Origin of the sequence: Desulfitobacterium chlororespirans DSM 11544, assembly GCF_900143285.1 — a bacterium.
In the GTDB taxonomy this organism is placed as follows: domain Bacteria; phylum Bacillota; class Desulfitobacteriia; order Desulfitobacteriales; family Desulfitobacteriaceae; genus Desulfitobacterium; species Desulfitobacterium chlororespirans.
The window spans coordinates 1-25,148 of the sequence record NZ_FRDN01000006.1; the positions used below are offsets into that span (position 1 = coordinate 1).

Here is a 25,148-nt window from a genome sequence, read left to right on the forward strand (position 1 = left end):
GACGGCAATTTCACTTTCGCCGTAATCGCTGATGATGGTCTTGCGATTATAGCCATTTCGGCTGTTACCGGAGTTGTTTCCTTCAATGCTGTTTTTTTCATACCCCAGATGGTCTTGCATCTCTGCTTCCAGCATCTGCTCAATGGTTCCGGCAAACAGTCTTTTCAGTTTCGACTGAATATCCCCTGTGCTTTGGCAGTCTTGCATCAGTAAGTTGACCAGTTCCATTTCCTTGTCTGTAAGAATGTTTTTTGACTGTTTCATTCCATAACCTCCACTTTTGTCTTATGTGGAGATTATTGCCATTTACACGGGTGTTTAGTCAGTCTCTAGCCTATTTGTAAAAAAAAGTTCCCTTTAATATAGTTAAAAAAACATAAACAAAAAGGGGCTTTGCGGAAAAAAGAATATTTTTGTAAATAAAAAGCAAAAAATGCCACATCCCCAATCAAGGTGCCATGGCATTTTTTGTAGACTTATTTTCTTATAGACCCATCTTACTAGATTTATCTTATAGACCTACATTATAGACTTGTCTTATAGTCTTATATAGACTTGAGTTCCTCAAGGCTGTTTCTTTTTTAACAGCCCCTCAATCTTATCCTTATATTTCTCCGCTTGGTCTTCTAATTTATCAGCAATTCCTTCAGCCTTGTCTTCTACTGCATCTTTTAATTCTTCGGCACGTTCCAGCACGCCTTCCAGCTTATCTTCGATGTAATCTTTAATTTCTTCCGCCCGCCCCGCTATAACCTCAGCTTTATCCTCGGCCAAATCTTTAATTCCTTCAACCTTTTCTTTTACCTCAGATTTATCCAAAAACTCTTCTGTCTTTTTCACTGCACCGTCAATGCGCTCTTTCGCGGCATCGACCATTTTGTTTAGGTTATCCTTTAAATGATCCATCTTCATCCCTCTTTCCTGTTTTACATTTTTACTCTTATTACCATTGATATTCCTAGTGCCATAACCTGAATTGTAAAGATTGTAGCCAAAATTTTCGATACGTCTTGAAAAAGGTTCCGGTGCCGTGTCAAAATAGACTTAGTTCAACTGCTCACAACAGCGGCTTGGGCAGCGGTTCATTTTCCCTCATTATAATATTTTTCTCCATAAGTATTCTTCTCCATAAATTGTAATTCTCCTCTGCCAATCTAACCATCAGCGCAAAAAAACTTGCCATATCTTGCACTCGCAACACCCCTTGTTGACGACAGCGAACGAACATGTGACAATAGGCTTAAATGGCTGGAAAAAGAGAGGGATAAACCATTGGGCTATGTATCCACAACCAAAAAACCTACGGCTCCTTCAGGCGGCTGGTCTGATCTTTGGAAGCAAGAAGATTACTGGGCCATGTGGCTGGGTCTGACCATCGTGCTTCTGGCTATCCTGCTTTGGAGTACCGGCAATCATTTTATGAATTGGATTGTCCTGAAAATACCCGACTACAGCGATTATCATACCGGGCTGGATTATCTCTTCACTCATAAAAACTCTCTTTTGGCACTTTATCTGTTTTTACTTGTTTTATGCTCGGCAGCTATCAAAGTCTTAACCGGAGAAGTCAAAGGCTTCTTAGTAGGCTTTACCTTTCTTTTTGGCTTAAGTATTTTGGTTTCCTTTTTAGGTTCCTGGGATATCATGAAGCACTATAATATCGAGACTCCCCTACTGGCCCTTTTAGCGGGTCTGTTAATCAGCAACTTCCTGCGGATTCCCCATTGGCTGAGCACTGCGCTGCAGACTCAGTTTTATGTTAAATTTGGGATTGTGCTCATGGGTGCTTCCCTGCCTTTTACCCTGATTCTTCAAGCCGGCTCAACCGCCTTTGCCCAAGCCACCATTATTGCTGTGGCCACCTTCCTCACCATTTACTGGACGGGCACACGCTTTTTGGGTCTCGATAAACGATTTTCGGCTACCTTGGCTGCCGGAGGCTCCATCTGCGGTGTCTCGGCTTCCATCGCCATCGGCGGTGCGGTGAAAGCGGAAAAGCAGCATGTGTCCATTGCCATCTCGCTGGTTATTCTTTACTCCATTGTCATGATTTTCATCCTGCCTTTAGCTATTAAAGCTTTAGCCATTCTCCCCGGGCCGGCGGGAGCCTGGATTGGTACGGCAGAATTTGCCGATGCTCCGGGAATGGCTGCCGCCGCTGCCATCAACGAACAAGCGATTAAAACCTTTACCCTGATGAAAGTGGTCGGCCGTGACATGTTTATCGGCATCTGGTGTTTTGTCATGGCGCTCACCTCCATCACCCGCTGGGAAAAACGCTATTCGGGAACCACCCCCAATGCTTCGGATATCTGGTTCCGTTTCCCGAAATTTGTGTTGGGGTTTATTATCGCCTCCATTATCATTACGATTTTGGCCGCTTCCACTGATGCCGTGACCACCAAAGCTATCGATGATCATGTCATCAACCCGATTATCGAATTGAGGAATTGGGCCTTCATTCTTACCTTTCTCTCCATTGGGCTGTCCAGCCGTTTAAAAGAGCTGGCTTCAGTGGGCTGGAAACCTTTTGCCGCTTTTTCGGCCGGGGTTCTGGTGAATATCCCCTTAGGTTACCTCTTATCGGTGGTCATTATGGGCAACTATTGGACAACAATCAAGTGAGCAACATGGTTAAAACTGCCACCTTGGCCTGGCAAGGCTTTGTGGCTAGTTTATATAAAGTAAGGAGAGTAAAAGCATGCACCCAGATAATGAAACCTGCGTACAAAGGGCACGATTTTTCTTCTATTTTTATGAGAAAACCTGGGAACCCGGAGAAAAGCCGCCCTTAGCAGACATCTTAAAAGCTAAGAACATCAGCCCCCAGGCTGTCCGCAATTTAAAGGACTTTTTGGCTTGCCGCTTGGAACGGATCGCCGCTATGTTGGAGCTTCTGACCGAAGCCCACGATGATTGGGCGATGACGGGCAAAAAAGAGTATATCCTTTTGGAAACGGAAACTTATGATTTCAATGAGGCTCTCAAGCTCCTCAAGGACCATGGCTTTACGGATAAGGAATTTATCCTTAAAGTTGAATATACCCGTAAATGGGGCGTCCTCTAACATCACTAAACACTAAACCGCTAACCTACTAAACTGCTAAACCACTGACACTACGGTTCAGGCCGGAAGGCTGCCATCTTCGCCAAGGCCCAAGGGCTTTCTCTCGATTAGCGATCCTTGGGTTTTTTATGACCTGGTATCTGACATAATGTCAGGCCAATTTGTCTGATTGTGACAAATTGGCCTGATTTTTTATGGCCTCTTTTGCTTGGCCGATCACCCTGAAACCCTCTATTTATGCTAGCATTCACAAGAGCAAGCTTGTTGGCATAGAAATTGCTTATTATTAAGTTTACGAAATCAAATATTACCTGAGCAAACCACGGCGAAAGGAGATGACAGGCACTTCATTCCTCAGGCTGAATCCAGTCCTTTAACAAACCGGTCTAAAAACTACTTAAAAACTACTTTGGGAGGGTTTTAAGATGGCACAAGTTGAAACAAATAAACCAACCTCTCCTTCCGGCGGTTGGTCCGATCTTTGGAAAAAGGAAGATTATTGGGCAGTTTGGCTTGGTTTAGGGGTAGTCTTAGTGGCTATTATACTCTGGTCTTCAGGCAGCACTGCTATGAAATGGTTGGCCATCAGTGTGCCAAGTTATTCGGAATTCGGCAAAGCTGCAAGTTATGTCAGCACTCATGTCGGCGGTATTATCGGTCTATACCTACTTTTTATCGTCCTTTTCTCCATTGCCGTAAAAATTCTCGGCCATAAATTAAGCCAATTTATTCCTGGATTTACCATCGTCTTTATTATGAGCCTCGCTGTCACCATCCTGGGTTCCTGGGATGTCATGAAAAAATTCAATATGGAAGCTCCCCTGCTGGCTCTGGCCGTTGGCCTGATTATCGGTAACTTCATTAAGCTTCCCAAATTTATGGATGCTTCCCTGAGAACTGAGTTCTTTGTTAAAACCGGTATTGTCCTGATGGGAGCTACCCTTCCTTTCACTTTAATTCTCCAATCCGGCCCCGTGGCTTTTCTGCAGGCCACCATTATTGCCGTCACCACTTATCTGACCATTTATTGGGCTGGAACCCGCCTCTTTGGCTTAGATAACCGTTTTGCGGCTACTTTGGCTGCCGGCGGCTCCATCTGCGGCGTCTCCGCTTCCATTGCCATCGGGGGTTCTGTTAAGGCTGAGAAGCAGCATGTTTCCATCGCCATTTCCTTAGTTGTCGTTTGGGCTATTGTTATGATCTTTGCTTTGCCCATTTTCATTAAGGCCTTAAACATTCCTCCCGGTCCTGCCGGAGCCTGGATTGGCACCTCTGAATTCGCTGACGCGGCAGGCATGGCTGCGGCAGCCTCCATCAACGAACAGGCCATCAAAACCTTTACTCTCATGAAGGTGGTGGGACGGGATATGTTCGTTGGCATCTGGTGCTTCATCATGGCTTTCATCTCCATCACCAAATGGGAAAAACGCCAGGACGGAACCAAGCCTAAGGCCGGTGAAATCTGGACTCGTTTCCCCAAATTTGTTTTAGGATTTTTTGTCGCTTCCATTATTATCACTGCCTTGGTAGCAGGAGTGGATCCTGCTGTTTCCAAAGATATCACAGCCCAGGTTATTGGTCCCCTCAAAGAGTTAAGAAACTGGGCCTTCATCTTTACCTTCCTCTGTATTGGTTTGACCACCCGCTTCAAAGATCTCACTTCCGTTGGCTGGAAACCTTTTGCCGCTTTTACCACCGGGGTTTTAGTCAATGTACCTCTGGGCTATATTCTTTCTGTCGTCGTCATGGGCGGTTACTGGGCAATGGTCCAATAACCTCAAGCGCCGTGAACGGTGCAGTCCATCCGGAAAAAGCCTTCCACAACCTGGAGGGCTTTTTCTAATGAAGGGGCTAACAATAACAGGCCTGAAAAAATTCGACGTGAACATTAAAGGGGTATATTATATACTTAAAGAAGCTTGGGACATGAAAAAGCTTAGAACATGACGTTTTGAACATTCCTAAAGGTCTTATTGCGGCGATGATGAAGCATTGGGATGGAGGCCAAACCCTTGAAAGAAAACTCAATTCCCTGGTGGATGCGCATAAAAGTACATTTCCTCTTGTTTGGAATCGCCATGTCCATTCTCCCGCTGTTTTTTCTGGGCTATTTAGGTTTTACATCGGTACGGCAGAATCTTCAGATGGATATTTACGAACAAAACTTTAACCAGGTCTCCGTACTTGCCCATGAAATCCAGGATGCCATAGCCACTGTCGAAAGCAGCCTAAATTTTACGAAGCCAACCACTGCCCGGGCCTTGACGGGGGACGAGGAAACGCCGCGCCAGTTGATTTTGGAAACCCTGTTGCAGAAGGAACCTGCCCTTAAAGAGCTTAAGGTTTATGATCGCAACTTCAGAAGCATCGCCCATCTCCAGCGTCAGGCAAGTGTTCTGCCGGATTCGGCAGCCACCGGACCTGAACATACCCTCTCTGCAGAGCCTCTTCTCCCTACAAAGCCTCTTCTTTCTGCAGCGCCTCCCCTTTCTGCAGAATCTTCTTCGGCGATCAGCGACCTGTACTTTTCTCCGGAGGGTCAACCTGAAATCCGCCTTACTGTGGCTGTTCAAGACCCTAGGGACGGTAAGCTTCTGGGGTATCTGCAGGGGACTATCGACCTAACCACTATGATCAGCCGCTATTATAATTTTCAGTTAGATGAGGGAAAGTATGTCTTCTTAGTTGACCGGTCCGGAACCTTGATCGGCCAGACAGACCCTGCTCTCCCTGGGCATCAGGAAGTTCTTCGCCAGAATCCTGCCGTCCAGAGTTTCATGGCGGGGGAAGCTTTTTCGACAGGAAGCGACTATAAGAATTATGCCGGTATGCATGTGATTGGCGCCTTTGCCGCTATGGATACCCCGAACTGGGGGGTATTTATCGAGCAGCCTGCCCATGAAGCGAATAAGCCCATCTTTGAGCTGGCTCTTCGTTTGGTTATGATCGCCATTCTAATCATGACCCTGGTGATGATTATCAGCATTTCCTTCGGCTTAAAAGTCGTTCACCCCATTGAAAATCTGGAATCTCAAGTCAGGCAGATTATCCGGACGGGGGATTTGGAATCCCATATCCCCATTGAAAGCTGGGATGAAATCGGCAGGCTGGTCAAATCCTTTAACCAGCTGCTCAATTCCCTGGATCAGAAAAATGAAAACTTAAAGAACGAGCAGCAACTCCTGGCCACCGTGGTGGACGGAGTCGACGCCGGCATGGTGCTGTTAAATTCGGAAACGAAAATACTCTGGTGGAATACTAAGTTCGCTCAGTGGTTTGGTCAGCAGTTGGCCAATCTCCCCTGTGAGCAGGTCATTGCCGGACAGGGGACAGAGGGTGTCCTCCTGGAAAACGGCCGGACCATCACGGTTCTTCTCCAGGGGGAGCGCCGGCATTTCCGCCAGATGTATTATGAATTGTCACCGGATAATCCTGAAAATGCCTCTTATCTCCTGCTTCTTGATGACGTGACTCAGGAAGTGGAGATGGAAGCCCGCATGATTGAGACGGACAAGATGGCGGCCATCGGACTTTTAGCTTCAGGAGTAGCCCATGAGATTAACAATCCTCTGGCTGTGGTTGCCGCCTATAGTGAGGATTTGCTTGATCGTTTAAATGAAGAGAATGCCGCTCCCAGCCAGGAAGAGATTAAGCTGGGCTTTAAAACGGTTTTGGAGCAAATTGTCCGCTGCAAGCAAATCACCGCTCAGCTGCTGGGCTTTGCCCGCAAACGTGATTCCGGCAGCGACCTCATTGATATTGGCATCGCCAGCGCGCAGACTCTGGGGCTTTTGGAGCATAAGGCCAGGCAAAAGCATCTTCACATGCACTTTCAGGGGGAAGACAGTCTCTTCGCCCTGGGCAATGAAAACGAGTGGCAGCAAGTCGTGCTCAATCTGGTTACCAACGCCTTGGATGCTTCCGCCGAAGAAGGCATCATCGAACTGTGGAGCTACCGGGAGGGCCCTAAAATCCAGTTTATCATTCAGGATTATGGGGAGGGTATTCCTCAAGACCATCTCAAGAAAGTTTTCGATCCGTTTTTTACTACCAAATCCTTGGGCCAGGGCACAGGCTTGGGGTTATACGTGAGTTACGGTATTATTGCCAAGATGCATGGCGAAATGATCTTAGAAAGTACGGAAGGACAGGGGACTAAGGTAACCATTTCCCTGCCCTTCCATGAAGCAGGAGAGCAAAGCCCATGAAGCACAGTCAAAAAATTTTAATCCTCGATGATGAAACTACGTTGCGGGGCATTATCGCTCAGCGTTTAAAGCGCAAAGGCTATGACGTCCTGGAGGCCGGCACGGCCAGTGCAGGGTTGTCTTTCCTTAAAGATACTCTCATTGACGCCGTCTTGTTGGATATCAAGCTGCCGGATGGTGACGGGCTGATTCTGCTGCCCCAAATCAAGCAGATGCAAACGGATCTGCAGGTCATTATGCTGACCGGCAACGGGACCATCGAGTCCGCCATTGAGGCTATGAAGCTGGGGGCCTATGATTACCTGACCAAGCCCTGCAATTTAGCAGAGCTGGAAATCACGTTGCAAAAAGCCCTGGAAAAGCGCAAGCTGCTGATGGAAAATACCGGCCTGCGCCAGGTGGTCAACCGGCAAACGTCAGAGTTAAAAATCGTGGCGGAAAGCGAAGCCATGGTTGCACTCCTGGAAATAACCCGTAAAGTTGCTCAGACGGATACCTCTGTCCTGATCCAGGGGGAGAGCGGGGTCGGCAAGGATCTGATCGCCCAGGCTATCCATTTCTGGAGTTCCCGGGTCAATCAACCCTACATCCCTGTCAACGCCGGGGCCATTCCGGAAGCTCTCATCGAAAGCGAGCTTTTCGGACACGAAAAAGGCGCCTTTACCGGCGCCGGAACTCAAAAAATCGGCTTAGTGGAAATGGCCGACAACGGCACCCTCTTTCTCGATGAAATTGGGGAAATGCCTTTAGCGATTCAAGTCAAGCTGCTCCGCTTTTTAGAAAGCGGCGAATTCCGGCGGGTGGGCGACACCCGGCTGCGGCGGGTTGATGTGCGGATTGTGGCGGCGACCAACCGCGACCTGAGACAGGAAATAACTCAGGGCAGGTTCCGGGAGGATCTCTTTTATCGCTTAAACGGCTTAACTCTTCTGGTTCCGCCTCTGCGGGAACGGCGCCGGGATATTATCCCCCTTGTCCATCATTTCCTGAACTCCCGCCGCAAGGATCTGCTCCATAAGCAGTACAGCTTATTGCCGGAGACTCAGGAGCAATTGCTGAATTATAGCTTTCCCGGCAATACCCGTGAACTTTTCCATCTTATTGAACGGGGGCAAATTCTCTCCTCCGACGGTACCATCTCCCCCCATGACATCTGGCCGGAAAGGTCTGCTCAAGCTCTCAACCCCCCCGCCGCTGCCGATTCGGCAGAGGGCTTCTTCCCTATCTTTGCGAATGGCTCCTATCCTTCTTTGGAGGATGTGGAAAAAGCGTTTATCCTGTCTACCCTGAAAAAGACCAGAGGACATAAAACCCAAACAGCCAATTTATTGGGAATCAGTGTGCGCAATCTCTATCGCAAACTCCAGGCTTACCATATGAATGAGTAAAAATAGTTTGTTCTTGACGACATGACACTCCTGTCATATTATAAAAGTGACAGGAGTGTCATCTTTTGTAACTATCCCACATAGGGAATAGTAGGTCAGCGAAAGGAGAGGGTTCTTTGCCTACACAAACCTTTTTTAATCTGCCTGAAGAAAAAAGAAACCGCATCCTGGAGGCCGCTACCCAGGAATTTGCTGCTTATGCCTTTGACCAGGCCAGCATTGCCCGCATCATTGAGCAGGCGGGGATTCCCCGGGGCAGCTTCTATCAGTATTTTGAAAATCTCAAGGACTTATACAAGCATATTTTTAACCTTGCTGTGGAGAAGAAGCTCCTCTATTTTGATGCCAAAGTCCCCGACCTGCATGGGGATGGCTTTGAGTTTTTCTCCACCTTACAGAGGCTTTTCGCAGTAGGCTTGGAGTTTGCTCAGGATCATCCCGAACTTTTGGCCCTTGGTGATCGGTTTATTAAAGAAAGCAACCTCCAGCTGCGCAAAGAAGTGATGGCTGAACAAGCCTCTAAAACCACCGGCTTTTACAGAGCTATGCTGCAGCGGGGTTTCGAACTGGGGCAGCTGGATCCTGCCGTGGATTACACAACTGCACTTTTCTTTATGCGTGGAATGCATACTGCATTGACCGATGCTTATCTGGCTTTGGGCCCAAGCGATCAAAACCAATTCTTCGAAGATGAATCCTATCAGGAGACCATCCATAAGGTTCTTTATCTCCTTGCCCATGGTTTGAAAGCTAAGGAGGCGATACCGTGACGCTTTTGCTTGAAGGAAAAGGTGTCCGCAAGGTGTATCAAACGGGAGAGATTGAATTGGAGGTCCTGAAAGGGCTGGATTTTCAAATCTTCGCCGCTGAATTCATCGTGATCCTCGGCCAAAGCGGCTCCGGGAAAACCACCCTCCTCAATATTATCGGCGGTATGACTCCGCCTACCGCCGGGGAGCTGTATTACCGGGGGCAGCCTTTGCATGAGGCCAGTGACACGGAGCTGACTCTTTACCGGCGTCAGGCCGTGGGGTTTGTCTTCCAGCATTACAATCTGATGCCCAACCTGACCGCCTTTGAAAACATTTGGCTGGCCGCCGAAATCGCTGAAGACCCTCTGTCTGTGGATGAAGTCCTTCGGGACGTGGGGCTGGAGCCCTGGGCGGAGCATTTTCCTTCCCAGCTCTCCGGCGGGCAGCAGCAACGGGTGGCCATTGCCCGGGCTATCGTTAAGAATCCTGCCTTGCTGCTTTGTGATGAACCTACCGGTGCTTTGGATATTCAAACGGGTATTCAGGTGTTGAAAGCTTTACAAAAACTTAACCGGGATTACCAGAAAACGATTATTATCATTACCCATAACGGGGAGATTGCCAAGATGGCTGATCGTGTGTTTTTTATCAAGGATGGGATGCTGGAAAAAATCCAGATCAATGAGCATCCTCTCCAGCCGGAGGAACTTTTATGGTAGTGCTGAGAAAGAAACTGTTCCGGGAAATCCAAGCCAACAAAGGGGTCTATCTGGCCTGCATTGTGGTGATCATCATCGGGCTTCTTTCTTATACCTCCATGTCCATCGTTCTGGAAAATTTAGAACGGGCGCAAAGCAAGTTTTATGCCGATACCCACTTTGCCGATGGTTTCATTAAAGTCACCGGCTATCCTGAAAGTCAGGTGAAAAAGCTGGCTCAGCTGGAGGGGCTGGCTGATGCGGAGGGACGAATCGTCAAGGATGCCCGGCTTTTTGAAGAGCAATCCGACAGCAACCGTTCCCTGCGCCTGGTTTCCATGGGATTTGAAACGCCGCCGGAGCTGAATCAGATTCTGCTCTTCAGCGGCCGTTTTCCAGTGGACAGCTCCTTGGAGATCCTGGTGGATCCCAAATTCTTTGCTGCCAATGAACTGGCACTGGGGGATCAACTCACCCTGATTCTGGAAGGGAAGCGTTCCACCTTCACTGTGGTGGGAACTGCCCAAAGCCCTGAATTCATCTATGCTATGCGCTCCGCTCAGGATCTTTATCCTGATCCCCAGACCTTTGGCATGGCTTATCTTCCCTACACTTCCCTCAAGAGCTTAGTCAAGGAGTCCGGCCAGGTCAATGACATCGTCTTCTCCCTGGAGCCGGACACCAAGTTTGAGGATGTTAAAGCGCTCCTGGAGGAGGAACTTAAGCCCTACGGTCTCCAAAGCATCTTCCCCCGCAAGGATCAAACCAGCCACGCCATCCTCGAAGGGGAGCTGAACAGCCTGCGCAGTATGGCCCAGGCTTTGCCCATGGTCTTTCTGGGGGTTTCCAGCATTATTCTCTATACCATGCTGCGCCGCCTCATTGAACAACAACGGGGGAGCATCGGCACTTTAAAGGCTTTCGGCTTTACCAATCAGGAAATCGTCCTTCATTATTTATCTTATCCCCTCCTGATTGGCGGGATGGGAGGATTGTTGGGAGGGCTGTCCGGGATTGCCCTTTCTTTTCCCTTAACGGCTCTCTATGAAGAATTTTTTGCTCTGCCTGGTTTGGAAAGCACCTTTTCCTGGAAATATCTCTTTTTAGGGATCGCTCTTGCCCTGATTTTCAGTTTGCTTAGTGGCATTAAAGGCAGCCTGGACATCCTCCGCCTGGATCCGGCCGAGGCCATGCGTCCCGCGGCTCCAGGCTCAGCCAGGAAAACACCTCTGGAGAAACTGCCCAGGCTGTGGCGCTCCTTCGCTTCCCAAACCCAGATGGGGATCCGCAATGTTTTTCGTGCCCCTGTGCGCAGCGCTTTTACTGTGGTGGGCATGGCGGTGGTCTTCAGCTTAATGACTGTTTCCTGGTCCATGGAAAATATGATCGATAAACTCACGACCTTTCAATTCCAACAGGTGCAAACCTATGATGTGAAGATTGCTTTAAACAGTCCCGCCTCTGCCCGCTCCCTTCAGTATTCACTGGCCCATGAGCCGGGCGTCACCGAGCTGGAACCCCTTTTAGAAATCCCGGCTACCCTGCAGCATCAATGGCATAAGAAAGAAGTGGCTGTCTTAGGCCTCTCCCCGGATTCCACCCTTTATCATGTGCTTGATCAACAAGGCCATAAAGTCCCCCTGCCCTCTGATGGGATCCTGCTCTCCCAACGCTTGGCTCAGCTCCTGCAGGTGCAGGCGGGGGACTCCATTCAAGTGAAAAGCTCCCTCAGCCGTGAGTTGGTTGCCGAACAAGAGGAAACCCTGATTGTCAGAGGAGTCATCCCCCAATATATAGGGCTTAATGCTTTTATGGACATTGGTGCCCTGCAGAACTTTTTGCAGCAAGGGGAGATCGCCACGTCCATGCTCATCGGGATGAATGAAGAAGATGTCTCCGCCTTGAAAAGCAAGTACCGGGATGCCGGTCAAGTGGGTTCCATCGAATCCGCCAAAGAAAGCTTAGCCAAAATTGAGGAAATGATGGGCTCCTATGGCTTTACTATCTACTTTCTGGCCATCCTGGCCGGCATTGCCGGCTTCGCCCTGATTTATAATTCCAGCATTATCTCTCTTTCGGAAAGGCAGCGGGAGCTGGCCTCCTTGCGGGTTCTCGGTATGACACCCAAGGAAGTTCTCAAAGTGATCACCTCGGAGCAGTGGCTGTTAACCCTCCTCGGCGTTCTCCTGGGGATCCCCCTTTCTTTCGCTCTCTCCCAAGCGATGGGGCAATCCTTGAACTCCGATCTGTACACCCTCCCCACGGAAGTTCCTCTCTCGGCTCTGGGCGGTGCAGTGCTGGGAACGGCATTGTCCGTATGGTTTGCCCAAACACGGGCTTACCGGAAGATTGTCGCCATGCCTTTTGTGGAGATTTTAGCTACGAAAGAGTAACTCCTCCCCGTGGGGCGGCTCAACTCAAACTTAACTCTAATTAAGGAGGTCTTCCTATGTCTGTTGAACCATCTTCAGCCAAGGGCTTTCCTTTCTCCTTCTTCAGGAAGGGCCGGATGCCAGGAACCAAAAAAAACAACCAGAAAAATACCCGTAAGCGCAGGGTCATCATCTACGGAATCATTGCCGTCCTTGTTCTCGCCTCCGTGCTGGCTTCGAGCCTTAAGCCCCTTGCAGGAACCGTGCTCACTGTGGAGCCCAAGGAATTTGTCCGGGGATTTACGGAAGAGGGGCAGGTTTTGGCGGCCCAGGAATGGCCTCTGTACACTTCTGTGGATGGAAAAGTCATGGCTGTTCATGTCCGGAACGGCGATTCCGTGAGCAAAGGACAGCCCTTGCTGGAACTGGATACCACCGATTTGGTTTATCAGTTGACTGCTTTAAAGGCACAGCTGCAAAGCGTGGAAGGCCAGCATCTCCAAACAACCGGCGATCCCATCAAAGCCTTGGTACAGCAGCAAACCCTGCTCATTGAACAAGCTGAACGGGATGCGCAGGCTCTTGAGCAAAGCCACAGCCGGATGAAGGCTCTCTATGACGCGGGGGCAATTCCCCTGACCCAATATGAAGAAGCCCGGCTTCAGGCTGAAAAAGCCCGGAACTTTTTAGAGCAACAGAAAGCTGCGCTGGCCTTGCTCTACGAGCAGCAATCCCTGCCCGGGACCGAACAGATCTATGCCGGCCAAAAAGATGCACTGCAAGCACAGATCAGCCAACTGGAGGATCGGATTGGCAAAGCTAAGGTTACGGCCCCGGAAAACGGTCTGATTAAAGATGCTCATCTCAAAGAAGGAGAATTTGCCGCCGCCGGCCAACTTCTCTTGAATGTCTTTGCCCTTAAAGGCTACAAGGCGGAAGGCTATATCTTAGCCAAGGAAGCTCCCTCCCTTAAGGCCGGAGATTCTGTGGAGATCATTCTGGATACTAATTCCGGGGATCAAATTCTCAGCGGGGACATCGAAAGTGTGGAACCCTCAGCCGTGGAGCGCATTTCTCCCCTGGGGTTGAAAGAAAACCGGGTTAAAGTAACCGTCTTTCTCCACAGCGAATCAACCGTGATTATTGGCAGCACGGTAGATATTAAATTTATCACTCACCGAGCAGAGGCTCAGCTTATGATCCCCAAAACCGCTCTTTTCCCCTATGAAAACGGGGAAGCGGTCTGGGCTGTTGATGAGGGTAAAGCCCGGATCCGGCCGGTGGTTAAGGGGATGGAAAACGACAAGGAAGTCATTATCCTGGAAGGGCTTACATCAGGGGAGCAGATACTTTTGGATACCGATCTGGCCGGACTTAAGGAAGGCAAAAAGATCAAGGCTCTGTAAATGAGACTTCCTTCAGCGGTAGATTCGACTCCCGCCGTCTAACTCAGAAAAAGGTATACTTTTCCGCCAAGAGGAAGGTATGCCTTTTTTGAGTTAGAAAAACATGGTATTGTAATATAAATCCTACTGTTTCATGCAGATAATCTGGAATTTATAGGATGAAATAAGAAATGGAGTGAGGACTATGATAGAGATACCTCTTTATGATACTTTCTCAAAGATTGAACCAATTATTAAGGGTATGTCAGGAGATAAAAAATACTATATTGAAACTGTTGAAGGAAAACATTTTCTGCTTCGTATTGCGGATTTCTCTGAGTATTCTCAAAAAGAAGTTGAATTTGAGGTCATGAAACATTTGGTTGCACGGGGTGTTCCAATGCCCTCCCCAATTGATTTTGGTACTTGTAATAATAGCAAATGTGTGTATACGTTGCTCAGTTGGGTTGATGGAGTTGAGGTTGAAGCTATTTTGCCCGCCTTATCCAAGGCAGAACAATATACGCTGGGGATTGAGGCGGGTGAAATTCTTCGAAAAATTCATACGCATTCTTCACCAGATATTGCTGATAATTGGGCCGAACGATACTATTCTGTAATTAATCCAAGATTGAAAGCCTTTCGCTCTGAGGGTATTCCTTTTGTCGGAGATACTATTATTTTGAATTATCTCGAAAGCAATGGAGTTTTACTAAACAATCGGCCCCAGTGTCATCATCATGGTGATTACCATATGGGTAATATGATACACTCTGACACTGGGCGATTATCAATTATTGATTGGCATACTGTTGACTTTAATAATTGTGGAGACCCATGGTATGAGTTTAATCGTATAGGTATAGAGTTTCCGGCATTTGCGTCAGGTCAAATTGATGGTTATTTTGACCATAAAATACCAGAGAAATTTTGGAGTCTATTAGCTTATTATCTTGCAGCAAGCGCCATAACTTCTATTGTATGGGCAAAATATTTTGCCCCTGAAAGAATACAAGATATATTAAAGTTAAATACAGACATACTGCGTTGGTTTGATGATATGAAAAATCCTGTTCCAACATGGTACCTCAATGATTTCTCTTAATTGCAGAGTGATATATTAAATTACCTTCTTATAATTTCTTGGCTCACAAAACCTTTTTCCCACTATTACTCCAGAAAGACATATCTTCCGCCAAGGGGAAGGTATGTCTTTCTTTATGCATAAAAAACATAGTATTATTGTCGTAACGGTCATAGCAACCGTTTTCGAGGAGAGGGAATCAAATGTGATTATTTATATTATGTGAGGTTAACATATTATGAAGGATATCGTTTATGAATGGTATGGGGATAGGAAAAACGTAGATGAAATGGTTCATTGGAGTAAAGGAAAACTCAAGAAATGGGAGCAGGCGGTCGCTGAATTTTTTCCCCCAAAAGCAAAAATTCTTGATGTTGGATGTGGAATGGGAAGAGAGGCATTTGCACTTTCTGACATGGGATTTTCTATTATGGGCATTGATATTTCGGAAGAAGTTATTAAACAAGTCATGCAATTATCTTTGCAAAACTGTTATGATATTCCGTTCTCGATTTATGATGGGCATACGTTGCCATTTGACGACGCTTCATTCGACGTGATAATTATATGGGCGCAGACTTTTGGCATAATGTATGGGGATACATATAAGAGCGACTTCCTGAATGAGTGCAAACGGGTTCTTAAGAAAGACGGCTTGCTAAGTTTCTCCGGTCATGATTACAGATATGCGCTGGAACATTATAAACACTATACAAATGGCAGGAGGTTTTATCCATACGCTAATGCCGAAATTTATTGGGAAACATTCTTACCCGAAGAACTTACAAGTTATGCTGAAAATGCAGGATTTTCGGTTATGCTTTATGGACAGGGAGAAATATATAAGCCTGAAGATGGAATAGTGTTGCATTGCTTGTGTAGAAAATGAGTAAAATTAAGGAGAAAATTTTTTTACGCTATAACTGCGATAAAACAGCGATAGGCTTCATGTCTGTTGCTGTTTTATCGCAGTTATAGTGTACTAATGAAACGCAATCTATTATCGAAAAGAAGTTGATGCATAGTTGATTCCTAAAGGAGAGTCAACTTCTTTCTTTTTATTATGATAAAGTAATAGTTGAATGGGGGGAACATTCATGGCTGAGAAAGGGTTTGCGATTAAAACTGAACGCCTTATCTTAAGACCCTTAGAGCGAAATGATTTAGATACTGCACATGAATATGCAGGCGATGTAGAAAATACGAAATATATGATTCATCTTCCAAACAACACGATAAAAGAAACTGAGCAGTTTTTACAAAGAATAGCTGCCGAATGGGAGAAAGACAATCCATCCTTTTATGAATATGCAATTATTCTCGGCGGGAAACATATTGGTGCTGTTTCAGTATATCTTGATGAAAGCAGACAAGAAGGTGAACTTGGCTGGTTAATCAGTAAAATGCATCAGGGAAATGGTTATGGGACTGAGGCAGCAAAAGCGGTTCTCGATTGGGCAATAAATGAGTTAAAAGTCAAAAAGATTGTGGCTTACTGTGATTATCGAAACGAGCCGTCTTTTCATGTTATGCACAAGATTGGACTATGCCTTGAAAGAGACGACGGCACGAGACGTTATAAAGGCAGTGATATCGATATACCAGAGCTTATGTACTCGCTGACAGTTGAATAAATGGATCGTTGAAAAAAGAAGTTAATAAGATACTTTGGAATATTTTTTCCCATTATTACTCCATGATCTGTCTGACGGCTTTTTGCCAGCCTTGGTAATACTTTTCCTTAAGGTCTGCTGCCATCCGGGGTTTAAAGGAGCGTTCGATTTTTGCCTTGCCTCTTAATTCCTCTTTGCTGCTCCAGAATCCCGTGGCCAGCCCGGCCAGATAGGCTGCTCCCAAGGCTGTGGTTTCAATGCAATGAGGGCGTTCCACTTCTACACCCAGAATATCGGCCTGAAACTGCATCAAAAGGTTGTTAACCACCGCTCCCCCGTCCACTTTGAGCAGTTGGAGAGGCAAGCGGGAGTCCGCCTCCATGGCCTCCAGAATGTCCCTGGTCTGATAAGCCATGGACTCCAAAGCGGCACGAATCAAATGGTTTTTATTGCTGCCGCGGGTCAAGCCCACAATGGCCCCCCGGGCGTCCATATCCCAGTAAGGTGCCCCCAGCCCTGTAAAAGCAGGCACCAGGTAAACTCCGCCATTGTCGGCAACCTTGCCAGCAAAGTATTCTGAATCCCCGGCGGTTTCGATCAGCTTTAACTCATCCCGCAGCCATTGCATCACCGCTCCGACCATAAAGACACTGCCCTCCAGGGCATAGATTACTTTTCCATCAAGCCCCCAGGCAATGGTACTGATCAGGCCATGCTGGGATTCATAGAGTTCTTCTCCTGTATTGAGCAGCATAAAGCAACCGGTGCCATAAGTATTCTTGGCCATCCCCGGTTCAAAACAGGCCTGTCCGAAGAGGGCTGCCTGCTGGTCCCCGGCAATGCCGGCAATAGGAATAGGATGCCCGAACAGGCCCTCGGCGGCTGTCTCTCCGTAGATAGCGCTGGAGGGCTTTACCTCTGGGAGCATGGCTGAAGGAATATTGAGCGCCTGAAGCAGCGCCGGGTCCCAGGCCAGGGTCTTAATATTATAGAGGAGAGTGCGGGAAGCATTGGAGTAATCCGTGGCATGAATGCGGCCCTTGGTCAGATTCCACACCAGCCAGGTATCCATGGTACCGAAAAGCAGCTCGCCCTTGGCGGCCCTTTCCTGAGCACCCGGTACCTGATCTAAGATCCAGCGGATTTTCGTGCCCGAAAAATAGGCATCCAGAACTAAACCTGTTCTTTCTTTGAACAAAGGCTCTAACCCTTTCAGCTTCAGTTCGTCACAAAGAGGCGCGGTTCTGCGGCACTGCCAGACAATGGCATTGGTTACAGGCTTTCCTGTATGTTTATCCCAAACCACCGTGGTTTCCCGCTGGTTGGTAATGCCGATTCCGGCAATTTCTTCGCTGTTTACCTGATAGCGGGCCAGCAGCTCGGCAATGACCCCGTATTGAGTGCTCCATACTTCTTCCGGATCATGCTCTACCCAGCCGGGCTGGGGGTAAATTTGTGTAAATTCCTTTTGGGCCACACCGACGATTTGGCTTTCCCGATCGAACAGGATGGCCCGGCAACTGGTTGTCCCCTGGTCTAAGGCAAGGATATATTTCTTCATGGCTTTCCCCTCACAGGCAGAGATTAGGCTGGCCCCCTTTCCACGGATGACCCCTCCCTGCTTAATTATACTAAAGATGCTAAGCTAAACCAAAGGCCTGAAAAGAAAAATACCAAGGGGGTTCTTTTTTAACACCCCTTGGCTTTTACATTTATTTCCTGAACAGCTGCTCATACCGGCTTAAGGCACGAACGGCAGTGAGTGCCGTGCTTATAGGCTCCTCATAGTCCCACCCCTTGGCATAGATGGCCTTATAGGAGGGTTTAAACGAACCGTTGGGATGCTGGGCATCCATAAGATTCAAGCAGCCCTTATCCAGCACTTCCCGGTGAACAGCACCGTCATACCTCAGCAGTCCGGACAAAGCCAATCCTGTCTCAACTGTAGAACCCCAGCCTCCGTCCTCTTGCTGAGACTCCAGGACAAATTGAATGGCTTTTTGCCTCGCCTCCAGGATATCCCGGGTCATATAGAGCTGCTGCCAATTAAATTTCCACTTGCTGAAAAGTTCCAGGGCCTGGGCTGTGCCGTAGACCGACCCTTCGTACCAGGATGAGGAGAAAGCCCCTTGAGCATCCTGCTGGGATAACAGCCACCTTAACCCCCTATAGACGAAATCCTCCTGGGAGCGCCCCCGTCGCCATAATGCCTCCAGAGCATGAATGGTGACATCGACACTGGGAATATACACAGGAAACTCTGAGGTTATCTGGGGTGGTATACCGGTAAAACTGGGGAAAGTACTCCAGCTTCCGTCTTTGTTTTGCAGCCTTTTGAGGAGCTGGGCCCCCGGAGAATTTTCCACTCCGACCTGATAAAAACCGTTCAAAGCAACCGCTGTGTCGTCCAAATCAGGATGGGTATAGGGGGGAGTGCTGCCATAGCTGCCGTCAGCATTCTGCGCCTCCTTTAACCAAGCGACTCCCGGCTCCAACCAGGAGTTACCCTTCCACCTCTTGCCGGTTTCCCCGGCGATGCAGACCGCCCACCCCATAGCCCAGTTCTTGAGTTGATCAAAGGCCGGCCAGGCTCCGGTAGCATACTGTTTCTGCATCAGCCAGCGCCCGGCCCGCTGGCATGGCTCCGGGTACCCCCCCAAACGCATAATCCCCAGAATGGCCAGGCTGGTGGCGATAATATCCTCCGACCAGGAACCGTCTTCCATCTGAGTATCAAGAAGATATTGAATTCCCCTATTCAGCCCCTCCTGGGATTCCGTAGCGAGCAGGGAAGCTGCCACCACTACCGGCCGGCCATAGAGAGGCAATTTGGCCAGCACACTTTCTTCCAGAATGTTGGGAAGAATGATTTCTTCAGGAGTCGGGCCTTCCAGTCCGGGAACCACCCGCTGACCCAAGGTTAAAATCATTTGGGAAAACTGCCTGGCCTGGGAGAGCACCTGGAGCTTGGCCATCCATCCTCCTTGGCTCCCCTGCAGAGCCAGGCGGGCAATCTTCGTGATTTCCTCGTCAGGCTGGCCCCCGGGGACTTTTCCCCAGCCCCCGCGATTATTCTGCCATAACCACTGAATCCCCCGTTGTTGGGCCCCCTTGAACTCCCGGCCCAGAGCCAGCAGGGCCAGGGAGGCCAGGGCCGTCGCCCCGGGGCTGGGGGAAACACCATGGTCCTGATCAAGCTTATCCGCTAAAATCTGCTCTACCCCTTCAGATACATAGGTTTGAGCTTTATCTGAACAATCACTTAAATTCTTGCCAAAATTCAATCGATCACCTCCATCCATCCCTTTATCCTATGCATAAAGCAATTTTTTGTTAGAAATAATCACTTTAAACCGTGCCGCAAGCAGTTTGCGCCAGGCCTCTAAAGACTATATAGGCCGGGCTCAGGGGTTGCGTAATAAAGGCTAAATGTTCTAAACTCTTAATATGACAATGAAAATAAAAAAGCAACTATACTAACGCTGGGAGGTGCCAAAATGGAGAAAATCAATTTAGCAGAAAAACTTCAGCTTTTTAATGAATACTGGAGCCCTAAAATTATCGGAGAAATCAATGATTCCTATGTGAAAGTTGCTAAGTTTAAAGGAGAATTTACTTGGCATGTTCATGACAATGAAGATGAAATGTTCTTCGTGGTTAAAGGTATCTTAACAATAAAATTTAAAGATAAAGACATCCACTTGCATGAAGGGGAAATCATGCTTATTCCAAAGGGAACCGAGCATATGCCCGTTGCCCCGGAAGAAGTCCATGTGCTTTTAATAGAACTCAAAAGTACCTTAAACACTGGCAACGTCATAAACGATAAGACCATCGAAAAACTTGAGAGAATATGACAAAGCAATAAATGCTACGGTACAAACAGAAAAAGGAGGCCCTTGCCTCCTTGAACTTTATTTGCTCTATGCGCTTTTTCTTGGGATGCTGAGGACAGCCTGAACTACTTTTTCCCGTTCTTCATCATAAGCTTCAAAGGTCTTCAGGGCGTTTTCCACATCCTGATAAACCTTCCAGTACTTGCAGGCCAGGCAGGGTGCCCCGTTGCCCTCCATAAAAGCGGTCACATCTTCCACGGGATAACCCAGGAAAATCCCCAGTTCATGAGGACATTCCTCTTCAAACCGTTGCCTTAACAGACAGAGACTGTCTTCTACCTTAGGCAGATCAGCATACCCCTGTCCTTTAAGGAAGTTTTGGTTCTTCCAGACCGCCAGACAGTTGGCCAGCGTCTCATCCCGATAGAATAAAACAATCACCCGGTCATCTTTGCGCCGCAGCTCACAGTAACGTACCTGCAGCTGTAGACAGATTCCCTCTTTATAGCGATCCCAAAGAATCAGCATCTCCCGCTTGTGGTTAACAAAGGTCATCAAAGAGGATGGCTTAATTTCGGCTAAAGTCGGAGCAATATCATATTGAATTTTATAAAGAAGAAAATCCCGATCTTCAAAGCGGTCTAAAACTCTGAAAAAATCATGAACACAGGCCTTGCTCATTCCTGCCACCTCCTGAGAAAAATCCCTTAGTTAATCAACATGCACATTCTTCTAACTTACACAATTCCCGTTCCAAGGCATTTAAACTGCTGCTATGACTGCGGATGAGGGGAATGTTGCGGTTTTTGGCTACCTTTACGGCAACTTTAACCATAGCATGGGACACGGTTCCGGTAAAAAGAACGATCCCGTCCGGCTCCCCCATTACTTTTTCAAAACGTGTTGGAAGCTGAGTATAGACTTTCACATTATGCCCACGTTTTGAGCCGATATGTATATAATCCTTTTCCATACGATCAAGCCCGCCGATCAGTAATATCGACATTGAATCCCACACTCCTTTTTCCTTATTCTCAGCAATAGCTATTCAGTAAACCTGCTCTAACTATACTATAAATGATAATGATTTTCAATATCATATTTGCATTATTTTTTGTTTTTTGCCACTTTTTATTCACCCACAGCTCTTTATTTCTGAAGACAGGAAAAGGGACCCCTTCCTTTTGGAAAGAATCCCTTTGCTGATGGGTGGATCAGGCCAATCCCAGCTGCTTCCCGCCTTAGAGTGCCGTACCTTTAGCGGGAACAAAAAATTGTGACAGATCGACGCCTTCCAGTTCAAGCAGCTTTACCTTTAAGCTGATGCCCCCGGCATAGCCTGTCAAGCTCCCACTGGAGCCTACGACCCGGTGACAAGGGATGATGATCGAAATAGGGTTGTGCCCTACCGCACCGCCGACCGCTTGGCTCGACATGCTTGGCCTGTTCATTTTCACAGCCATCTTCCTGGCGATATCACCATAGGTAATGACTTCACCATAAGGGATTTCGCACAGAATCTCCCAGACCCCTTGGCGAAACTCGCTGCCGATGGGAGCCAGCGGCAATTCCGAAATAGCAGGTTTTTCACCAGCAAAGTATCTGTCCAGCCACTTTTTAGCGGCGGCGAATACGGGTATATCGTTTTTGGGGGTCAGCTGTTCGGATAGGGTACCTCCGTGATATTTTTGCCCTTCCATCCACAGGCCAACAAGGTTCTGACCATCGCCAGCCAGTGTAATCAGGCCGGCAGGTGACAAATAGGTTGTTGAATAATACATTGTGTGCCTCCTTATCATGAGTCCAAAGGGTGATTGTGGCATAACTCCGCCGGGGCCTTCTTTCATCCAGACCAGCGATGGGCTTTCACGTCCACACGGCCCCCTGGCAGGAAGGCAATGCCTTCACTTTCCAAAAGTATTTTCCTTACCTCTGCATGGGGGCCACCCGTGATAGAGCCGTCCGCTCTGACCACTCGGTGACATGGCAACTTCTCTGGACAGAATCGCATGGCCCGCCCAACCTCACGTGCTGAACGAGGCCGTCCCAACATCCAAGAAATTTCACCGTATGACACCACCTTGCCGTAAGGAATCCTGCCGACAATAGCATATACTTGTTCAAAGAAATCACTCACAAAATCCCTCCGCTTGATTGGCCTGATTTTGATTTTCTAATCCCTCACCTATGCATTGCTTATGGAACACATCAATAACAGCATAACAGATTAAGGCAAAAAAGGGATCCCTTCCTTTGGGAAAGGACCCCTCACTTCATTTCTTATACCACCTACCGCCTTAATGGACTTACCTTGTTCATCCCCAATTTTGTCCTTACTTCCTATATTATTATAATGCCGCTGAACACTTTCAACATCTGTCACGGCTTCCTGTTACCGGGACTTGGCATCCTGCTCACTCTTTCTCACCGAATTTATAGCCGACTCCCCAGACGGTCTGCAGATATTTAGGCTTGGCAGGATCCTCCTCAATCTTCTCCCGAATCTTGCAGATAAAAACAGCGATACCGGTCAGCTCCCCCACGTAATCTTCTCCCCACACATAGGTCAGAAGCTGCTTCCGGGTATACACTTTGCCAGGATGGCTGGCCATATAGGCCAGAATCTTAAATTCTTTGGGTGTGAGCTCCACACGCTTGCCTTTCAAGCGAGCCTCATAACGCTTAAAAAAGATCTCCAAATCTCCCAGCTTGATGCTTTCTCTTTCCTCTGTTTCACCGGCCTGGTGATCCCGTCGGCGAAGCAAAGCCTCGATGCGCAAAGATAGTTCCAAAGAGCTGAAAGGCTTGACGAGATAATCATCGGCTCCCGCTTTAAAGCCCACACTTTTGTCCACGATGTCTCCTTTGGCGGACAAAATGATGATGGGGACATTGCTGCCCTTTTTGCGCAGCTGGGTACACACATCAAAGCCGTTGAGTTTCGGCATCATGACATCCAGAATCACCAGGTCGGGATTCTCCGCTTCAAACACAACCAAGGCCTCCGCACCATCCGCTGCATAGCAAAAATCATAGCCGTCCTCTGTGACAATATACTCCACGACAACACGTATGCTCTCTTCATCATCAGCCAGCATAATCTTCATCTTCCATCGCCCCTTTCCCTGCCCCACCCAACGTATATCCCCTGGGGTTTATAAGTTTGGGGGGAGCCTGCCTTGGCTAAGGCTGAGCCTCTTACATGCATTATTCTGAACATCAATGAGGACTTCATGATGAGCTTGATTGAGCCCTCTGATTGTAAAAAGGAGTATCTTGGCTGATACTCCTTTTAGGTACTCATCGTGCCTGGGTGAGCTAAAATTATGTCAATCCTACTCCGGAGACAACCATTGTTGCGTAAAATATATATCTTCCGATCACTTGACCGGCCAGAATCAACACTGCACCGCCGACAACAGCACCGGATACGGATTTGCTTAGTTCATCTTTAGCCAGCCACAGAATCAATCCCGCTCCACCAAGGATAAACAACCATTTAACAGCCAGGGCTGGCTTCAAGCCGCCAAGAATAACAAGGCTGGCTTGCAATGCGGTACTGGTGCCGGCCCCTAAGGAAATGAAGTAAGGGACTACAGCGGCTACTTGAATAGCCACGACAGCCGCCACCGCTAAGGCTACGAATTTCTTCATCTTGCCCGCTTCTTTCATACTGAGAACGAAGAAAAGCATGGCCCCCACGGATAGTGCTGCTGCATAAAACTCTACAGTGGTCGTAGCACTTTGCCATACAGGCACACTGGCCGAGCTGTAAATCTTCGCCATGGCAAAGACATCGATCAGACCCACCAGGGCAGCTGTTGCCGATAAGCCGGTGATGGCTCCGCTTGCTTGAGGCTTAACATAGAGGAGTACGGCAGTCACAACGGTTAACCCGACAAAAATTGCGGTGAGCCATATTTCGCGGCTGAGCCAAGAGGTACTGAATTGAAACAGAGCATTGATGGCATGCAAGGGGCGGCCTAAATGCAGCAGTGAAGCAATCATTCCGGCAGTACCTAGGCCTGCCGCGCTGATTATAGCACGTTTGAACGTACTATTTTTTGTGGATAATCTGCCAATGGCTACAAAGAGTATCATCCCAACGGCAGCCTGAATGCAGATGGAGAACACTGTCAAGGCAAAATGGTCCATTATTTACACCTCCATCACTGTGAATTTCGAATCAAGGGCACAGTCTTTGGGCTTAATCAGCACAGAAGGTTTTGTCGTAGCCGCTGGTGGCAGGACTGGAATCTCATTCACCAATCCGGACCCATATTCCATCTTTAATTGATCCAAGTCACCAAACTTAAGACAACGCATGAGGCAGGCATCAACGCATACTGGATTTTCACCTTTGTCACGCAAATCCTTGCATGAGTCGCATTTACCCACAACATTTCTTGCTTCGATATATTGTGGAACGCTGTATGGACAGTTCCACACACAATACTTACAGCCGATGCACATATCTTTATCATGTTGGACGGTACCGTCGTCGCCGAAATGCATCGCACCGGTCGGACATCCCCGCACACACTTTGCCTCTGCACAATGATTGCACGATCCGGAATAGTGAAATACAAAGGGCGTTGGATAGGCACCGGTTTGAAAGGTCCTTACCTTGCGAAAAATTGTGCCTACATCCAAGCGATTTTTATCTTTACAGACGACTTGACAAGTCCGGCAGCCAATACAGGCTGTGGAGTCAAAATAAAATCCTAATTTCCCCATCTCGTCTA

24 protein-coding genes are annotated in these 25,148 nt (G+C 47.9%); 13 read left to right on the forward strand and 11 right to left on the reverse strand.

Going from position 1 to position 25,148, the window contains the following annotated elements; all coding sequences use genetic code 11:
* Together BUA14_RS08250 and BUA14_RS08255 are read right to left on the reverse strand one after the other, a co-directional pair.
* The coding region (locus BUA14_RS08250) for a transposase (RefSeq protein ID WP_427846685.1) at positions 1 to 228 on the reverse strand (228 nt) is incomplete at its 3' end.
* Between the two features lie 336 nt (positions 229 to 564).
* Positions 565 to 912, reverse strand: a complete 348-nt coding sequence (locus BUA14_RS08255) for a mannosyltransferase (RefSeq protein ID WP_084078522.1) — start codon at positions 910 to 912, stop codon at positions 565 to 567.
* Between the two features lie 360 nt (positions 913 to 1,272).
* Here BUA14_RS08255 and BUA14_RS08260 point away from each other — a divergent pair, with 360 nt between their 5' ends.
* The 12 genes from BUA14_RS08260 to BUA14_RS08315 all read left to right on the forward strand — a co-directional run bounded on the left by BUA14_RS08260 (position 1,273) and on the right by BUA14_RS08315 (position 16,588).
* Positions 1,273 to 2,625, forward strand: a complete 1,353-nt coding sequence (locus BUA14_RS08260) for a YeiH family protein (RefSeq protein ID WP_072772171.1) — start codon at positions 1,273 to 1,275, stop codon at positions 2,623 to 2,625.
* 76 nt (positions 2,626 to 2,701) lie between these two features.
* Positions 2,702 to 3,067: a hypothetical protein gene (locus BUA14_RS08265; protein WP_072772172.1), complete on the forward strand. Its 366-nt coding sequence runs from the start codon at positions 2,702 to 2,704 to the stop codon at positions 3,065 to 3,067.
* A gap of 425 nt (positions 3,068 to 3,492) precedes the next feature.
* Positions 3,493 to 4,842 carry a YeiH family protein gene (locus tag BUA14_RS08270; RefSeq protein ID WP_072772173.1) on the forward strand — a complete coding sequence of 450 codons (1,350 nt, stop codon included), beginning with the start codon at positions 3,493 to 3,495 and terminating at the stop codon, positions 4,840 to 4,842.
* 222 nt (positions 4,843 to 5,064) lie between these two features.
* Positions 5,065 to 7,275: a PAS domain-containing sensor histidine kinase gene (locus BUA14_RS08275; protein ID WP_178371656.1), complete on the forward strand. Its 2,211-nt coding sequence runs from the start codon at positions 5,065 to 5,067 to the stop codon at positions 7,273 to 7,275.
* Positions 7,272 to 8,663, forward strand: coding sequence for a sigma-54-dependent transcriptional regulator (locus BUA14_RS08280; protein WP_072772174.1), 1,392 nt, complete (start codon positions 7,272 to 7,274; stop codon positions 8,661 to 8,663). The genes BUA14_RS08275 and BUA14_RS08280 overlap by 4 nt, the downstream gene beginning before the upstream one ends.
* Positions 8,664 to 8,779: 116 nt before the next feature.
* Positions 8,780 to 9,433, forward strand: coding sequence for a TetR/AcrR family transcriptional regulator (locus BUA14_RS08285; protein WP_072772175.1), 654 nt, complete (start codon positions 8,780 to 8,782; stop codon positions 9,431 to 9,433).
* Entirely contained in the window at positions 9,430 to 10,134 is a 705-nt protein-coding gene (locus BUA14_RS08290; protein ID WP_072772176.1) for an ABC transporter ATP-binding protein, read from the forward strand. The genes BUA14_RS08285 and BUA14_RS08290 overlap by 4 nt, the downstream gene beginning before the upstream one ends.
* A complete protein-coding gene (locus BUA14_RS08295) occupies positions 10,128 to 12,506 on the forward strand; it encodes an ABC transporter permease (RefSeq protein ID WP_072772177.1) in 2,379 nt (792 codons plus the stop codon). Before BUA14_RS08290 ends, BUA14_RS08295 begins: the two co-directional genes overlap by 7 nt.
* 56 nt (positions 12,507 to 12,562) lie before the next feature.
* The gene (locus BUA14_RS08300) at positions 12,563 to 13,891 is read left to right on the forward strand and encodes an efflux RND transporter periplasmic adaptor subunit (RefSeq protein ID WP_072772178.1); all 1,329 of its coding nucleotides are present in this window, start codon (positions 12,563 to 12,565) and stop codon (positions 13,889 to 13,891) included.
* Between the two features lie 184 nt (positions 13,892 to 14,075).
* Complete coding sequence (locus tag BUA14_RS08305; protein WP_072772179.1) at positions 14,076 to 14,975, forward strand: phosphotransferase family protein; 900 nt, start codon at positions 14,076 to 14,078, stop codon at positions 14,973 to 14,975.
* A gap of 217 nt (positions 14,976 to 15,192) precedes the next feature.
* Complete coding sequence (locus tag BUA14_RS08310; protein WP_072772180.1) at positions 15,193 to 15,843, forward strand: class I SAM-dependent methyltransferase; 651 nt, start codon at positions 15,193 to 15,195, stop codon at positions 15,841 to 15,843.
* Between the two features lie 208 nt (positions 15,844 to 16,051).
* Positions 16,052 to 16,588, forward strand: a complete 537-nt coding sequence (locus tag BUA14_RS08315) for a GNAT family N-acetyltransferase (RefSeq protein ID WP_072772181.1) — start codon at positions 16,052 to 16,054, stop codon at positions 16,586 to 16,588.
* 55 nt (positions 16,589 to 16,643) lie between these two features.
* Here the strand turns inward: BUA14_RS08315 and glpK are convergent, their stop codons facing one another.
* Together glpK and BUA14_RS08325 are read right to left on the reverse strand one after the other, a co-directional pair.
* Positions 16,644 to 18,128, reverse strand: coding sequence for a glycerol kinase GlpK (gene glpK / locus BUA14_RS08320; protein WP_072772182.1), 1,485 nt, complete (start codon positions 18,126 to 18,128; stop codon positions 16,644 to 16,646).
* 151 nt (positions 18,129 to 18,279) lie between these two features.
* On the reverse strand, positions 18,280 to 19,869 hold the full coding sequence (locus BUA14_RS08325; RefSeq protein ID WP_072772183.1) for a prenyltransferase/squalene oxidase repeat-containing protein: 1,590 nt from the start codon (positions 19,867 to 19,869) through the stop codon (positions 18,280 to 18,282).
* Between the two features lie 195 nt (positions 19,870 to 20,064).
* On the opposite strand from BUA14_RS08325, the gene BUA14_RS08330 reads away from it, so the two are divergent.
* Positions 20,065 to 20,424: a cupin domain-containing protein gene (locus BUA14_RS08330; RefSeq protein ID WP_072772184.1), complete on the forward strand. Its 360-nt coding sequence runs from the start codon at positions 20,065 to 20,067 to the stop codon at positions 20,422 to 20,424.
* Between the two features lie 66 nt (positions 20,425 to 20,490).
* On the opposite strand, the gene BUA14_RS08335 is transcribed toward BUA14_RS08330, so the two are convergent.
* The 7 genes from BUA14_RS08335 to BUA14_RS08365 form a co-directional block, all read right to left on the reverse strand.
* Positions 20,491 to 21,084 carry a DUF3793 family protein gene (locus BUA14_RS08335; protein WP_072772185.1) on the reverse strand — a complete coding sequence of 198 codons (594 nt, stop codon included), beginning with the start codon at positions 21,082 to 21,084 and terminating at the stop codon, positions 20,491 to 20,493.
* A gap of 34 nt (positions 21,085 to 21,118) precedes the next feature.
* A complete protein-coding gene (locus tag BUA14_RS08340; RefSeq protein WP_072772186.1) occupies positions 21,119 to 21,409 on the reverse strand; it encodes a DUF2325 domain-containing protein in 291 nt (96 codons plus the stop codon).
* Between the two features lie 235 nt (positions 21,410 to 21,644).
* Positions 21,645 to 22,184: a methylated-DNA--[protein]-cysteine S-methyltransferase gene (locus BUA14_RS08345; protein WP_072772187.1), complete on the reverse strand. Its 540-nt coding sequence runs from the start codon at positions 22,182 to 22,184 to the stop codon at positions 21,645 to 21,647.
* 62 nt (positions 22,185 to 22,246) lie between these two features.
* The gene (locus tag BUA14_RS08350) at positions 22,247 to 22,540 is read right to left on the reverse strand and encodes an MGMT family protein (RefSeq protein WP_072772188.1); all 294 of its coding nucleotides are present in this window, start codon (positions 22,538 to 22,540) and stop codon (positions 22,247 to 22,249) included.
* Positions 22,541 to 22,817: 277 nt separating this feature from the next.
* The gene (locus tag BUA14_RS08355; RefSeq protein ID WP_072772189.1) at positions 22,818 to 23,510 is read right to left on the reverse strand and encodes a response regulator transcription factor; all 693 of its coding nucleotides are present in this window, start codon (positions 23,508 to 23,510) and stop codon (positions 22,818 to 22,820) included.
* A gap of 217 nt (positions 23,511 to 23,727) precedes the next feature.
* Positions 23,728 to 24,558, reverse strand: a complete 831-nt coding sequence (locus tag BUA14_RS08360) for a dimethyl sulfoxide reductase anchor subunit family protein (protein WP_072772190.1) — start codon at positions 24,556 to 24,558, stop codon at positions 23,728 to 23,730.
* A gap of 3 nt (positions 24,559 to 24,561) precedes the next feature.
* The gene (locus BUA14_RS08365; protein WP_072772191.1) at positions 24,562 to 25,140 is read right to left on the reverse strand and encodes a 4Fe-4S dicluster domain-containing protein; all 579 of its coding nucleotides are present in this window, start codon (positions 25,138 to 25,140) and stop codon (positions 24,562 to 24,564) included.
* Positions 25,141 to 25,148 lie beyond the last annotated feature (8 nt).

What these genes read in the sequence shown, in the direction of transcription:
- BUA14_RS08255 (WP_084078522.1), bottom strand. Translation starts at nt 912, where the DNA reads ATGAAGATGGATCATTTAAAGGATAACCTAAACAAAATGGTCGATGCC.
- BUA14_RS08265 (WP_072772172.1), top strand. Translation starts at nt 2,702, where the DNA reads ATGCACCCAGATAATGAAACCTGCGTACAAAGGGCACGATTTTTCTTC.
- BUA14_RS08270 (WP_072772173.1), top strand. Translation starts at nt 3,493, where the DNA reads ATGGCACAAGTTGAAACAAATAAACCAACCTCTCCTTCCGGCGGTTGG.
- BUA14_RS08275 (WP_178371656.1), top strand. Translation starts at nt 5,065, where the DNA reads ATGGAGGCCAAACCCTTGAAAGAAAACTCAATTCCCTGGTGGATGCGC.
- BUA14_RS08280 (WP_072772174.1), top strand. Translation starts at nt 7,272, where the DNA reads ATGAAGCACAGTCAAAAAATTTTAATCCTCGATGATGAAACTACGTTG.
- BUA14_RS08295 (WP_072772177.1), top strand. Translation starts at nt 10,128, where the DNA reads ATGGTAGTGCTGAGAAAGAAACTGTTCCGGGAAATCCAAGCCAACAAA.
- BUA14_RS08300 (WP_072772178.1), top strand. Translation starts at nt 12,563, where the DNA reads ATGTCTGTTGAACCATCTTCAGCCAAGGGCTTTCCTTTCTCCTTCTTC.
- BUA14_RS08305 (WP_072772179.1), top strand. Translation starts at nt 14,076, where the DNA reads ATGATAGAGATACCTCTTTATGATACTTTCTCAAAGATTGAACCAATT.
- BUA14_RS08310 (WP_072772180.1), top strand. Translation starts at nt 15,193, where the DNA reads ATGAAGGATATCGTTTATGAATGGTATGGGGATAGGAAAAACGTAGAT.
- BUA14_RS08315 (WP_072772181.1), top strand. Translation starts at nt 16,052, where the DNA reads ATGGCTGAGAAAGGGTTTGCGATTAAAACTGAACGCCTTATCTTAAGA.
- glpK (WP_072772182.1), bottom strand. Translation starts at nt 18,128, where the DNA reads ATGAAGAAATATATCCTTGCCTTAGACCAGGGGACAACCAGTTGCCGG.
- BUA14_RS08325 (WP_072772183.1), bottom strand. Translation starts at nt 19,869, where the DNA reads ATGGATGGAGGTGATCGATTGAATTTTGGCAAGAATTTAAGTGATTGT.
- BUA14_RS08330 (WP_072772184.1), top strand. Translation starts at nt 20,065, where the DNA reads ATGGAGAAAATCAATTTAGCAGAAAAACTTCAGCTTTTTAATGAATAC.
- BUA14_RS08335 (WP_072772185.1), bottom strand. Translation starts at nt 21,084, where the DNA reads ATGAGCAAGGCCTGTGTTCATGATTTTTTCAGAGTTTTAGACCGCTTT.
- BUA14_RS08340 (WP_072772186.1), bottom strand. Translation starts at nt 21,409, where the DNA reads ATGTCGATATTACTGATCGGCGGGCTTGATCGTATGGAAAAGGATTAT.
- BUA14_RS08345 (WP_072772187.1), bottom strand. Translation starts at nt 22,184, where the DNA reads ATGTATTATTCAACAACCTATTTGTCACCTGCCGGCCTGATTACACTG.
- BUA14_RS08355 (WP_072772189.1), bottom strand. Translation starts at nt 23,510, where the DNA reads ATGAAGATTATGCTGGCTGATGATGAAGAGAGCATACGTGTTGTCGTG.
- BUA14_RS08360 (WP_072772190.1), bottom strand. Translation starts at nt 24,558, where the DNA reads ATGGACCATTTTGCCTTGACAGTGTTCTCCATCTGCATTCAGGCTGCC.
- BUA14_RS08365 (WP_072772191.1), bottom strand. Translation starts at nt 25,140, where the DNA reads ATGGGGAAATTAGGATTTTATTTTGACTCCACAGCCTGTATTGGCTGC.